This window comes from Gordoniibacillus kamchatkensis, assembly GCF_000829455.1.
Lineage (GTDB): Bacteria > Bacillota > Bacilli > Paenibacillales > NBRC-103111 > Gordoniibacillus > Gordoniibacillus kamchatkensis.
Genome location: NZ_JXAK01000007.1, coordinates 81,555 through 94,134 on the forward strand (window position 1 = coordinate 81,555; position 12,580 = coordinate 94,134).

At 56.2% G+C, this 12,580-nt stretch carries 11 protein-coding genes; all 11 read right to left on the reverse strand.

Annotated elements, in window-relative coordinates; translation table 11 throughout:
* Positions 1-20: 20 nt before the first annotated feature.
* The 11 genes from SD70_RS05840 to SD70_RS05885 all read right to left on the reverse strand — a co-directional run bounded on the left by SD70_RS05840 (position 21) and on the right by SD70_RS05885 (position 12,535).
* Positions 21-878, reverse strand: a complete 858-nt coding sequence (locus SD70_RS05840) for a protein phosphatase 2C domain-containing protein (RefSeq protein ID WP_041046500.1) — start codon at positions 876-878, stop codon at positions 21-23.
* A gap of 65 nt (positions 879-943) precedes the next feature.
* Entirely contained in the window at positions 944-2,128 is a 1,185-nt protein-coding gene (locus SD70_RS05845) for an extracellular solute-binding protein (RefSeq protein WP_041046502.1), read from the reverse strand.
* Positions 2,129-2,226: 98 nt separating this feature from the next.
* Positions 2,227-3,924 (reverse strand): ABC transporter permease, encoded by a 1,698-nt coding sequence (locus tag SD70_RS05850; RefSeq protein ID WP_082053159.1) that lies wholly within the window; start codon positions 3,922-3,924, stop codon positions 2,227-2,229.
* Positions 3,911-4,237, reverse strand: a complete 327-nt coding sequence (locus SD70_RS39705) for a TOBE domain-containing protein (protein WP_331436729.1) — start codon at positions 4,235-4,237, stop codon at positions 3,911-3,913. The genes SD70_RS05850 and SD70_RS39705 overlap by 14 nt, the downstream gene beginning before the upstream one ends.
* Complete coding sequence (locus tag SD70_RS05855; RefSeq protein WP_331436730.1) at positions 4,237-5,010, reverse strand: ABC transporter ATP-binding protein; 774 nt, start codon at positions 5,008-5,010, stop codon at positions 4,237-4,239. The genes SD70_RS39705 and SD70_RS05855 overlap by 1 nt, the downstream gene beginning before the upstream one ends.
* 131 nt (positions 5,011-5,141) lie before the next feature.
* Positions 5,142-6,173, reverse strand: coding sequence for an ABC transporter substrate-binding protein (locus SD70_RS05860; protein ID WP_052487095.1), 1,032 nt, complete (start codon positions 6,171-6,173; stop codon positions 5,142-5,144).
* A gap of 1,124 nt (positions 6,174-7,297) precedes the next feature.
* On the reverse strand, positions 7,298-8,890 hold the full coding sequence (locus tag SD70_RS05865; RefSeq protein ID WP_041046504.1) for a response regulator transcription factor: 1,593 nt from the start codon (positions 8,888-8,890) through the stop codon (positions 7,298-7,300).
* Positions 8,883-9,119 carry a sensor histidine kinase gene (locus SD70_RS37670; RefSeq protein ID WP_041046506.1) on the reverse strand — a complete coding sequence of 79 codons (237 nt, stop codon included), beginning with the start codon at positions 9,117-9,119 and terminating at the stop codon, positions 8,883-8,885. The genes SD70_RS05865 and SD70_RS37670 overlap by 8 nt, the downstream gene beginning before the upstream one ends.
* A complete protein-coding gene (locus tag SD70_RS05875) occupies positions 9,071-10,699 on the reverse strand; it encodes a cache domain-containing sensor histidine kinase (protein WP_041046508.1) in 1,629 nt (542 codons plus the stop codon). The genes SD70_RS37670 and SD70_RS05875 overlap by 49 nt, the downstream gene beginning before the upstream one ends.
* Positions 10,700-10,736: 37 nt before the next feature.
* Positions 10,737-11,819 carry an MFS transporter gene (locus SD70_RS05880; RefSeq protein ID WP_231571059.1) on the reverse strand — a complete coding sequence of 361 codons (1,083 nt, stop codon included), beginning with the start codon at positions 11,817-11,819 and terminating at the stop codon, positions 10,737-10,739.
* 263 nt (positions 11,820-12,082) lie between these two features.
* Positions 12,083-12,535, reverse strand: coding sequence for a VOC family protein (locus SD70_RS05885; protein WP_041046510.1), 453 nt, complete (start codon positions 12,533-12,535; stop codon positions 12,083-12,085).
* Between the last annotated feature and the right edge of the window lie 45 nt (positions 12,536-12,580).

Sequence of the window (12,580 nt, forward strand, 5' to 3'; positions counted from 1 at the left end):
TTACATAATTTTCTAGCTCTTCATAAATTATAAATCCAGATTCCCGTTTTGTCGTCGGAAATTTTAAATCTCGGGTATTTTCGGCACTCTTTGTCTTTCGCTTCGATTGCGAAAAGCCAATCGACATACCCTTGGAGCGTCATTTCGGAAACGAGGGGAACGATTTCTTGGACGCTGTCGGTGGCGGGTGAAATGCTCTCTTTAGGCAGAAACAGTCCGTCGGTTACGAGCAGCAGCGACTGCAGCTGGATCCGGTTGATGCGCCCGTACTCGATCAAGTCGTCGAGCTCGAGCTCGCCGCTCAGCACCGAATAGCCGTGGAGCGTATTCATTTTCGATTTGTTGGCGAGAATGGTGGGCTTCACAAGCTCCCACAGCTGCTCTCTGTTCTCGACTCCGTTCTTGATGCCGTCTTCCCAGACGCGTTTCGCCATGTAATCGATGTGCGCCACCTGATCCCTGGATACCGCCCGGACGGTGCCGTCGGCATAAACCGCGGCAATCATGCAGTCTCCCACCTGCGCATAGTCGATATAATGCTCGTGGATGCGGATCAGCGCAAGGGCGCTCGTCCACAGCGCGGTTTTGTCCGAAAGGTCGATTCCCGCCGCTTCCATCTCCTCTCTGAGGCGCATGTTGGCCTCGACGACCAGCTCTTTGAGGCCGATGCCGGCCACGTCTTCCGCCTGCAGCGATTCCAAATATCGCTGGACGATCCGGGAGGCCAAGTAGCCGCCGGTTTCCTGCTGCGGACCTCGATACGGGCGAAGGGAAGTTGCTCCGTCAGCAACGCCGTACAAAGAAAGCGCCTCGTTGACAATAAGCGCATCCTCGTTCCATTCGCTAGTCCCTTTCCTTGTAACCGTCTCTATGTTCATTCCGGTTTCCTCCACCCATCCTTATGATGCGTAACGTTCGCGAGCGTCTCCTCCGGGCGCGCCTATCAATACAGAGCGCGCGTATCCCCCGCCGGTTCTGCCGGATTCAGCTCCAATTGCTCCAGCTTTCGTTCCGTCTGCTTCCATTTCCGAAAATCGTCGTAATCCGGATTCCTCGCGACGAACTGCGGCACGGCCTCCAGTATCCGCTTCCGGCGCTCATCCGTTCCCGGCTCTTCCTCCAGCTTGCGAATGACGTCGGCGCGCGAAGGGATCAAGCCGAACGCGCTCCACAGAGCCGATTGAGTATCCGGCTCCGCCATGTAGCTCAGGAACGTTTGGGTCGCCTTCAATCGGGAGCCGTCCGATTTCGTTACCGCGAGGCCGTGAACGCCGGGCATAACCGATGTCTGCTCCCACACCGGCAGCTGCTCCAGTTCGAACTGGAACTTGCCGCCGATATAACGTTCGATGACCGGCAATTTTTCGGAGGAGCCGATAAACATGCCCGCTTTGCCGTTAATAAAATCGCTGGCCGCCGTATCGTGCTGCAAAGGCTTCATCCGCCCCGAACCATGAACCAGATTCCGCCACAGCTCGAAGGTGCGGCTCCTGCTCGCGGCAGCAGAAGCGGGATCGCCGTTCGGCGCATAGCCCAAGCTGGCGAAAAACCACGGCACCTCTTTATCCATCGCAAGTTTGCCGCTAACGCCGCCCATCACCTCGTCCCACGTGCCGAATGCAGGGCTGCTTCCGCCCGCCCGTTTGACCGGTTCCTCTCTGTAGTAAAGCAGAGGCAGGCTTCCGCCGAGCGGCATCGCCCAGTTTTTATTACCGATCCGGAAGGCGGCCGTGAACGCCGGAACAAATGGAGCGTCTCCGGCCGCTTCCAAATCGCCGGCGGGAGTCATGGCCCCGGTTGCCATCAGCCCGGCAATTCCGTAAAAGCTGTGAATTTCCGCGAGCTGCGGAGCGGCATTCGCCGAGATGGCGGCCAGCAGCTCGGTATACAGCTGCTCGTACGAACGGAACGTGCGCACGTTGACATCGATATTCGGATGCTTTTGCCCGAACGAATGAACGATATCGTCCCAGCCTTTGCTGTATACCCAAAGCGAAAGGGAGGCGGAGTCGGGCGCGGGCGCCTGCCCCTTATCTCCGTGCTGTCCGCTGCGATTCCATGTATAAGTCAACATTCCCGCTGCGGCCGTTCCGATCGCCAGGCCGATCAACCAGTTGCGCAGTCTCACGATGCGTTTCCCCCACATGCCGTAATAGGATGCTCAAGCTTTTTGTCCATTGTATCACGAACGTGCCGGGAACCATCATAGCGAGGGCGCGATACGAATCAAAGCTGGAGCCCTTTTTTGCTCAGCTTGTTGGCGATCAGCAGCGAAATCAAGGTGGTGGCGGACAATATCGATGCCAGCGCCGCCCCGGTTCCGTAGTTAGCCGTAAACACTTCGCTGTAAATGGATACCGATATGGTCGCCGTCGCTCCGGTATAAAGCACGACCGTCGAGCTTAGCTCGTTAATGGTCGTAACCCAGCTCAGTATCCCGCCGGACATGACCCCAGGCGCCATCATCCGGCCCGTTGTCTTAAAGAAGGTTTTCATCGGCGGAACGCCAAGGCTGATGGACGCTTCTTCGACGCTTTTATCGAGCTGGTGAAGGATCGCCGTGCTGGAACGAATCGTATAAGGGAGCTTGCGGATCACATAGGCGATGACCAGAATGACCCAGGTTCCCGTTAAAATGAGCGGCGGCTTGTTAAAAGCGATAATGAGGCTGATCCCAAGCACGGTGCCGGGCATGACGTACGGAATCATAATAATGCCGTCCAGCATCGCGGTAATTTTCGATTTTCTTCTGACGAGCACGTAGGCGACGAGCATCCCCATCACGATCATAATGACGATGGAAATGAGCGAAAACGTGTACGTATGGGCGATCGCTTTCGGCACTCGGAACAAAATTTCTTTGTAGCTGTTCAAGCTGAAGCCCGGATGGAACACCGGCCCCTTCGTTTTGATGAAGGAAGTGACGATGACCGTCGCCTGCGGAATCATGGATACGCACGCCACGAGCAAAGCGCAGCACGTCAATATCCACTTGGGCAGTGTCTTCAGCTGCTGCACTTTCGGCGTCCGCATCCCGGTCATCGTGTAATTTTTACGGGAAACGACGTACCGCTGCAGGAACAAAATCGCCGTCGAACAGACGATCAGAATGACGCTGAGCGTGCTGGCCATGGCCGGATTGCCGCCCATCTCGCTGATGAACTGCTCGTACGCGAGAATCGGCAGCACTTTGAAGCCTTGCCCGAGCAGCATCGGCGTGCCGAAATCGGCGAAAGAGGCCATGAACACCATCAAGGCGCCTGCCGACAACGTCGGGAAAATGAGCGGAAGCGTGATCGTCATCAGCCTGTGAAACGCGGACCGGCCCAAGCTTTCCGCAGCTTCTTCGAGCGATGTGTCGATCGTGCGGAGCGCCCCGGACACGTACAGGAAAATGTGCGGGTAAAATTGCAGCGTGAAGACGAAGACGATCCCTTTCCAGCCGTACACCGATTTAAACGGAATGCCGATTTCGTGCAGAAACCGGGTGATGAAGCCGTTGTTCCCGAGCATCAAAATCCACGAGTAGGCCCCGATGAACGGAGGAGACAACAGCGACATGATGACCAGTATGCGGATTAACCCTTTGCCTTTAATATCGTAGCGAGTCGTGACGTAGGCGAGCGGGACGCCGACCAGAATCGCAAACACCGTCGCCAGCCCCGATACTTTCAAGCTGTTCCACAAGGAGCCGTAGTAATATTTCAGCTTCAGGAAATGGCCGTAGTTTTCCAGCGAGAACGCGCCTTTGTCGTTAAAGAAGCTGTTGAACAGCAGCGAAAAGAGCGGGTACACAATGAACGCCAATAAAAACAAATAGACTGCCGCCGTCACCCAAGTCCAGAAATCCCAGCGCTTCGGCCTGAACAGCGCCCGCAGCGGATTTCCCGGCAGCGGCGGGGTTGCCGCTTTAATATGCTGCACGCGAAAGTACCTCCCTCCCCGCTTCGTCGAACATCGTCGCTTTATCGAGCTGCAGATCGAGATAGACGGTCTGCTTCGCTTTCCGCATCATATGCGGCTGGACGGCGTGCTCCTGAACTTCGAGCTCGGAGCCGTCGGGCAGCCGCACGGAGTAGCTCACTTTTTCTCCCAAAAAAGTGACGTTTTCGATCGTGCCCCGCACGAGACGTTCCCCGGCGCCCTCGGCACTCAGCTTAATCCTCTCCGGCCGCAAGGAGAACAGCACTTTGCCTTGGTACGGTTTGGCCAGCTTTTGCTTCCACTGCTGCTCCATCAGCTGCAGGCTGCTACGTGCGCGCTCTCGTCATAGCCGGTGCAATGTCCTTCAATAATGTTGGAAGTGCCGATGAAATTGGACACGAAGCGGTTGGCAGGGTAAGCGTAAATGTCTTCCGGCGTGGCGATCTGCTGGATCACCCCTTCACTCATAACCGCGATGCGGTCGGAAACGGCCAGCGCCTCTTCCTGGTCGTGAGTCACGTAAATCGTCGTGATGTTCAGTTCCTTTTGCAGCCGCCGGATGTCGGATCTCATTTTGACCCTTAATTTGGCGTCCAAGTTCGACAGCGGCTCATCCATGAGCAAAAGCCCCGGACGAATGACGATCGCGCGGGCTAGCGCAATCCGCTGCTGCTGTCCGCCGCTCATATCGGACGGAACGCGATCCTTCAAATGGGCCAGTTCCACCATTTCGAGCGCTTCCATGGCGCGCTGCTGCATCTCGCTCTTGGACACGTTTCGCGCCTTCAGGCCGTAGCACACGTTCTCGAACACCGTCATATGCGGGAAAATGGCGTAGTTCTGAAACACCATGCCGATGTTTCGTTGGTGTGTCGGCACATCGTTGATTTTCTTGTCGCCGAAGTAAATGTCACCTTCCTCTTGGCGGTAAAAGCCCGCTATCGTGCGGAGCAGAGTCGTTTTGCCGCATCCGCTCGGGCCGAGAAGCGTGAAAAACTCGCCTTCCTGTATCGTGAAATGCGCGTCGTTAACCGCCTTATGGCTGCCGAAATATTTGGTCACATGATCGAATACGATCTTTTGCATAGCTTGCTTAAACCCCCGTTCGAATGCGGATAACAAAGGGTGCCTTATCGGAGCGGATCGTCGTCAAAGGCACCCGTGGGCAAGTTCGTTCAGCGATTATTCCGCACCGGTTACGATTTTATCGAAACGTTTCAAGTTATCGTTCTTCTTGCCGGCTGCCAGTCGAAATCGTAGTTGACGAGCTTGATGTCTTTCGTCGGCACGATGCCCTGGATCGGCTCGGCGTCTTTCCGCACGGAACGGCGCTTGAACTCTTTCTGGATGAGCGACTGTACGTCCTTGCTTACCAGGAAGTCGATAAACTGCTTCGCCTGCTCCATGTTTTTGGCGCCTTTGACGACAGCCGCTCCGTCCGGCACAGCGGACGTGCCTTCCGAAGGATAAATGATGCCTACCTTCGCTCCGCCTTCCACGTAGCGAAGCGCAGCTTCTTCCAGCGTAATGCCGAGCGCAAATTCTTTGTCGGCTACGCCCTTGTACACGAGCCCCGAGCCGGAAAGCACTTTGCCGTCGAGGTTTTTCACGAATTTCTTGAAGAAGTCCCAGCCTTTATCCTCTTTGCCGTAAGCGGTAAGCATCGTCACCATTTGCGTATAGGACGAGCCCGATTTGGACGGATCCGCATAAGCGATTTTGCCTTTCCATTTCGGATCGAGCAGGTCGTTCCAGCTTTTCGGCTCTTCGCCCGCTTTGACCAGCTCCTTGTTGTACATAATGATCATCGGCAAAGCCGCGAACGGCGTCCATACATCGCTCTTGCTCACATATTCCGGCAGCAGGTTGTCGTACTCTTTCGTTTTGTACGGCTCGAAATATTGCTTGTACGCTTCCAGCGAGTCCGCTCCACCCGCCCAGAACACGTCGGCCTGCGGGGAAACGGCTTCCGCTTGCACGCGCTTGAGCAGATCGCCGGTGCCGCCGGTAATGAGCTGCACTTCGATGCCTGTCCGGTCCTGGAATTCCTTGATGATCGGATTGTTCACTTCCGCAGCGTTAGGCGAATACAAGGTGAGCTTGCCGCCTTTTTTCGCCGCCGGCTTTGCGCCGGCGTCTGCTGTCGCTGCCTTGTTCTGCGCCGGCTGGTCCGCCGTGCCGCATCCCGCCAGCATAACCGCGCCGAGCAGAACGGCAACCGTGCCGTTGAACGCTTTTTTTCTGTTCATGTGCTACCCCTCCGTTGTTTGTAAAGGCTTTCGCTTCGTTTCTACTATAACCGCTGCACGTAAACGCTCTCAATGAGGCGAAATTTCCTCTTTGTTGAAAATTTTGCACAAAAAATTCGGGATACTCTCTTGCGGCGCATCTCCCGCTGAGCGGTGCGACGGCTTGGCGCCACAACATGGAACGGTTTGGGCGTTACTACATGGTGTCTGTGTCGTGGCGTCGCTACATAGTAGCTTTGTTGTAGCGTCACTACGTGGTAGCTGTGTTGTGGCGTCACTACGTGGTAGCTGTGTTGGTCATCACATTAGCGTGCGGTGGTTGTTAGCGTTTACCGCCATAGTGCCGACAGCGAATTTATTCTTTAATTTAGGAATTTCCTGACGATGTACAGGGCGGATTTACGAAAATATTCGTGCAGCGCCCGAGAGTTCCATATGCAGCGTACCATGTTCGTTATCTGCGTATCCCGAGGCGCTAACAAGGGTGGAACGCCTTTTGGTTCCTAAATTGCGTCACCACAGTCTCTGCATAAAGAACTCGGGCTCTAAACCGAACTGCTGTTACGCAAAGCAGATTGGAATTCGGAAACTGCCTACAACTGCACATATACGCCGCATGCTGCAGATAATCAGCGAACATGTTCGATAATTAGCGACTCTCATGTCGGTGCTGGAGCCGGATTTTGCACACAAAAGCGATTAGCGACCGGGAATTCCGTGCGGAGAGAACAAACGTCTTTACTATCGAACGCCGGAGCGCTAACCAACGTCATTGGCCTTTTTGTTCCAATCAGCGTCACTAAAGTATTGAATAAAGACTGAGGGGCTTTTCATTGCCTGTACCCGCGCGAAACTTTGCATTGTCCTCTGCACGAACAGCGTGGCCCTAACCAACGTCGTTCGCCCATTCGTTCAGTGTATCCAATCAACAAAAAAATCCGCCTTACAGCGGATAGAGATTCCCGGAGAAAGTCAGAGCGGAGGATGGGAATGTGGGTCGTGCGCCTTTGAACTCGTGTTCCCACCATTGTTTCATAATTCAGGGAAGACGAGTTTAAGGAAGCCGAAAGCCACACTCCCAATCCGCAGCGCAGGCGCCCTTTCACAGGCAACCTGAATCCGCCTTACAGCGGATAATTGGGAATGCCGAGCCGTTTGCGGAATTCGGTCGGCGTCTCCCCGGCCGATTTGCGGAAAATTTGGCTGAAGTAGCGGGAATCCTGGTAGCCCACCTGCAGGCTGACCTCGTATATTTTCAAGCGCGGATTCGCGAGCAGCTCTTTGGCCCGGCGCATGCGCAGAGCGGTCAAATAGTCGACGAAGCTGGTCCCGATTTGCTTTTTGAACAGCCGGCTAAAGTAGCTCTCGCTCATATTGCAGCGCTGCGCCATGCTCTGCAACGTAATGTCCTCCGCATAATGCTCCCGTACGTACGCTTCGATGTCTTCGAAGCCGTTCTTGCTCTGCTGCCCCGCCTGCTCCTGGTAGCGGCGATTCCAAGCGATCAAGCTTTCGTACAGACGGTCCAGCCATTGCTCCAGGCGATCCGGCCGCTCCGCGGTAGCCGTCAGCAAATCGGTCTCCTGCACAATCGGCCTCAATTCGTCCTCGCTCAGAAGGCGCCCGTACAAAGAAACGATGCAGCCGAGCAGCGCTTTGCCGGCTTCCCATTCCTGATCCGGGTATTTTTGCGCAATCAGGCTCCAGCAAAGCTGCGTCTTCTCCCGAATCGCCTCCTCCGTCCCCCATTTGACCAGCTCGACGAATTCCTCGAGGGAGAATTGCAAAGGATCGCTATGGGCCGGCTGCGCTTCCTTGTCCTCGAACCAGGCGAGCCGTTCCGTTCCCCACAGCAGCGACCGGTACAACGTGCTTGCCGCCTGGTCAAAAGCTTCCGGCAGAGCATCCAGGCTGAGGTGCGCAGCGCTTACAGCCAAAGCGAAGCGCTCTTCCGCCGCTTCCCCGCCAGCGTCGTGAACCAGCTTTTCCAGCACGGGCTGCAGCTCGCCGCGTCCGGCATGACGATGAAGCAATATCGCGAACTTTCCCTCGTGAATGCGCACCGGGGGAAAAGAGGATACGGCCGAACACCGGGCCGCGACGCTTTGGCGGAGCTCCGCCGATACTTTTCGCTCGGCCCGCAGAGGCTCCGTGTGAAGCAGAGCGATCCGGAATTCGCCGAGGGCTTCCCCGATTTCGGCGACGTATTCCCGAAACAGCTCTTTCTCCATCGTCCCCGCATGGTCAAGCAGCAAGTCGTACAGCATCGTTTCCAGCATGAGCGGCTGCCCTACGGTCAGCCGCAGCTCCATGCGTTCCTTCTCCGCCGACAAGCGTCGCTCTTCGTCCAATTTGGCCGTCAGCTGCCGGATGAGCCGCGTCAATTCTTCGAAATTCGTCGGCTTCAGCACATAATCGGCCGCTCCGAGCCTGATCGCTTGCTGGGCGTATACGAAATCGTCGAAGCCGGTCAAAAACACGATTTTCACGTGCGGGTAGCGCCCGGCCGTCTCTGCCGCCAATTGAATGCCGTCCATCCCCGGCATCCGGATATCGGTGAGCAGTATATCCGGCGCCTCCTCCTCCATCATCTGCAGCGCCGTTTCGCCGTCGCAAGCTTCCCCCAGCAGGCGGCAGCCGAGCTCTTCCCAATCCATAGTCGTCTTCAAGCCTTCGCGAACGAGCCATTCGTCTTCCACGATGAGCACTTTATACATGCGGTCCCTCCCCCGTCGTCCTCACGACCGGAATCTCGATGATGACGGTAGTTCCCTGCTGCGGAGAGCTGACAATGTCAAACCGGTGCCTTCCCGCAAAATAGAGCTCAAGCCGCTTTTTCACGTTTTCCAGGCCGATTCCCGTTTTCCGCTCCGTGGCGGAGACGAACCGGCCCGACGTCACCCGTTCGACGATGTGCTGCGGCATGCCGACGCCGTCGTCGCGCACTTCGAACCGCACCCGCTCCCCGGCAAGCTTGCGGCGATGTACAAACAGCCTTTACCCTTCTTCATTTCGAGCCCGTGCGTAATGGCGTTCTCGACGATGGGCTGGAGCATCAGCTTCAGCGTATACAGCTCTTCGATCTTCTCTTCCATCTCGATGTGCGCTTCCAGCTTGTCGCCGTACCGCAGCAGCTGAATTGTCAAAAAGTTGCGGATTTGCCCGATATCTTCCCGCACCGGGATGAGCGGCTCGCCTTTGCGGATGCTGAAGCGGAGCAGCTCCCCGAGCGAAACGACAGTGCGGCTAATGTGATCCAGCTTATGAATGCGGGCCAGCCAGTTGATGGAATCGAGCGCGTTGTACAAAAAATGCGGATGAAACTGGGCATGGATCGCTTTAATTTCCGCTTCCTGCAGCATCAGCTGCTTGTTGTACACTTCGTCGATCAGCTGCTTGATGCGATGCACCATCGCATTGAAGCTCCGTCCGAGCTGGCCGACTTCGTCCCTGTATTTGGATGCGAACGATACGTCCAAATTGCCCGTTTCCACCGTACGCATAAGCAGCTTGAGCTTGCGCAGCGGTCCGGTGATGCTCACCGACAGCACGTACGCGAGCAGGCAGGAAACGGCGGCGCCGAGCCCGATCACGAGCAAGGTCAGGCTGCGGATGCTGCTGCTTTGCTTCGTCAGCGCCTCGACCGGCAAAACGTTCACCAGCTTGAACCCCGTCACTTCGGACGTATCGTAGACGACCATGACCGGCGACGCCCCGCCGCTGTCCAGCTCGAAGAAGCCTTTGCTTCCGGCGAGCACTTGATCTACGAAAGGCTCGTCCAGCTTGGTGCCGACCTTGTGCTTGGACGGGGTGCTGGAAATGATGTAGCCGTTCCGGTCGAGAAGGAGCATTTGGCCTCCGGGCTGCAGATGCGCCTTTTTATATTTGTCGGCAAGGGCGCTCTCCATAATATCGACGACCAGATAGCCGAGCGGCTCGTTCGTATCGATTCGTTTCAGGAGCCGGCCGCTGCTGAGCACGACCCCGAAATCGTCGGTTTTCTTCATCGTATAATGCGTATCCCAGACGACGTTGCCGCCGGCTAGGCGCATTTTCCGGAAATGGCCCCAATTGGGGTTGTAGTCGTCGTAAGGGCCGGGAAGCAGATCGCCAGTAAAATACCGGTCGCCGTTCTCCCCCAGCAAGTAAATGGAAATATCCCAGTTTTTGAAGCCGAGGAACGCTTCCAGAATGTCGCCTATTTTTTGCTTGTCCTGATGCTTTTCGGCGAGCGGCCGGTTCGGGTCTTTGGCCAGCACGTCCTGGATGTCCCGGTTGCTGTATATATACATCGTGAGCTGCTCGATGTCTTTCACGAAATAGTCAAGGCTATAGTTGACTTGAGACAAGCTTTCCAAAATCGTCTGGCACACTTGCTGCTGCACGACCTGCGCGGATTTATGGTACGAGAACGTCCCCAGCACGGACAGCGGTATGATGGCGAGCGGCAAAAAGAACAGCAGCAGCTTGGTCTGCAAGCTTGCGCCAAGCATCGTATTTTTCAGTTTGCGCATGAAGTCCGCCATCCCCTGATCCTCCCGTAACTAATCTGGCGCGCCCGAATTACCCGGCTGCGCTCCTAATGCGGCTGTCCGCCTCTTCTGCTGCGCGGAAACGTTCCTTCCCGAAGAACAGATGGAACAAGATCGAAATGAGCGTATACACGATGGCAGTAATGGTAAATGCGTACGCATAGCCGTAGTAGGAGCCATAGCGAGCGACGAGTCCGGTGCTGACGGGGGAGGCCAGGAACCAGCCCAAATTGAACACCGCTTCGCCCGAGCTGGACGCGAGTCCGCGCAAGGAGCGGTCGACGTATTTCATTTTGATCGTATTGTAGAACGGGTTCGCGGCATTCATGAGCGCTTGCCGAAACAAATAGCCGGCGCTCGCCAAGTAAAAATTCGAGGAATACGCGGTAATGAGCAGAAACGGAATCGAGCCGAGCTGGAGCACGACAACCGCCCTGGCCTCGCCGAGCTTGCGCGCGATCGCCGGCCCGAGCAAATAAGCGAAAGCCGTAGCGCCTTGCCCGAGCGATACGATAATGCCGATTACCGTCTTGGACGCTTCGAACCGGTCCTCGAAATAGACGTTCAAGTAAGGAACGATCATGCCCCCAGCGGTGGAGGACAGCAGCCCGAGGAACGCGAACAGGGCGATGACCTGCAGCGACGATTTGTGGTGCTGGGCCGCTTGCCGCAAGTTCGCCTCCTTCCGCGCGGGCGCCGCTCCGGACTGAGGCTGAACGCCGTCCGCCGAATAGCGCATGACCGGAACGATCCCAAGCGCGGCCGAACCGACGCCGATCAGCAGCGTGATGCGCAGGCTCAGCACTTCCGGCAGCCCGAACGCATACTGAAACAAATCGCTGAGAAAGCCGCCGAGCACGTTGCCGATGACGCTCGCGAACATTACGAGGGCCATATTCAGGCTGAACAGATGGACCCGCTGCCCGGGCGAGGAATTGTTCGCCATAAAAGGCAGCACCGTCGCCGACACGACCGCTTGCGACATGCCGCCCAGGAAGGCGGTTGCCGCCAGGCCCGATGGGGCAGCGAGCAGCGAGCGCGCCGTCAAAGCGGCCAGCACAAAAAACAGCCCGAACGAGACGACCCGCTTCGGACCGAATTTGTCGTTCATCATCCCCGCAGATGAGGATGAGAGCGGAAGCGATCGCTGTCATGCCTACCAGGTGGCCTACCATCGTCTGATCGTACCCGAGCGCCCGGACGTATAAGTTATAGACGAGCCCGAACATGCTGAGCCCGATGTTCCACACCAGGTTAAACAGCAAAAACAGGCGTATGTTGCGGCTGTACTGCAGCAGCTGCATTTTCCAATCGTTTAGTAATGTACTCATGTCTTAAGAGTAACCGATTTGGGCGCGAAGCGGAATCCTTTTTTACTCATGCTCTGCCGTGCAGAGTCTCCCATTCCTCCCAAGAGACGATGCCCATCTCGGGCTTAGGCTCGTCGGGCAGCATGGAGATGAATTCCAGACTGTGTCCGTCCGGGTCCGAAAAGTAGATCGACACCGCAGGCATCCAAGCGAAGACGAACGGATTTTCGTCGCCGTCGTCATGAAAGTTGCGAACTTGCAAGCCCCGATCCTTCAAATACGGTACAATGACTTTCATATTGTCTATTGAAGTATGGAAGGCAAAATGCTGGCGGACGATTTGGGATGCCTCTTTCTCCCAAATGCCGAGCATCGCTTGTCCCCGCCCGCCGATCCAATACAATCGCACGCGGCGACGATCTTCATAAGCGAACTCCAGCCCGAGAACCTTCTCGTAAAATTCCGCCGACCGCTGCAAATCGGCAACATGAATATGGGTTTCGAAAAGTCCTTGTATCATAGAAACGCCTCCTTCGGATCAAGTGTAAATCACGGCGCTGCCAAC

Excerpts from the sequence above, each read along its gene's own strand:
- SD70_RS05840 (WP_041046500.1), bottom strand. The coding sequence starts at position 878 with ATGAACATAGAGACGGTTACAAGGAAAGGGACTAGCGAATGGAACGAG.
- SD70_RS39705 (WP_331436729.1), bottom strand. The coding sequence starts at position 4,237 with ATGGAGCAGCAGTGGAAGCAAAAGCTGGCCAAACCGTACCAAGGCAAA.
- SD70_RS05855 (WP_331436730.1), bottom strand. The coding sequence starts at position 5,010 with ATGCAAAAGATCGTATTCGATCATGTGACCAAATATTTCGGCAGCCAT.
- SD70_RS05860 (WP_052487095.1), bottom strand. The coding sequence starts at position 6,173 with ATGAACAGAAAAAAAGCGTTCAACGGCACGGTTGCCGTTCTGCTCGGC.
- SD70_RS05865 (WP_041046504.1), bottom strand. The coding sequence starts at position 8,890 with ATGTATAAAGTGCTCATCGTGGAAGACGAATGGCTCGTTCGCGAAGGC.
- SD70_RS05875 (WP_041046508.1), bottom strand. The coding sequence starts at position 10,699 with ATGGCGGACTTCATGCGCAAACTGAAAAATACGATGCTTGGCGCAAGC.
- SD70_RS05880 (WP_231571059.1), bottom strand. The coding sequence starts at position 11,819 with ATGATGAACGACAAATTCGGTCCGAAGCGGGTCGTCTCGTTCGGGCTG.
- SD70_RS05885 (WP_041046510.1), bottom strand. The coding sequence starts at position 12,535 with ATGATACAAGGACTTTTCGAAACCCATATTCATGTTGCCGATTTGCAG.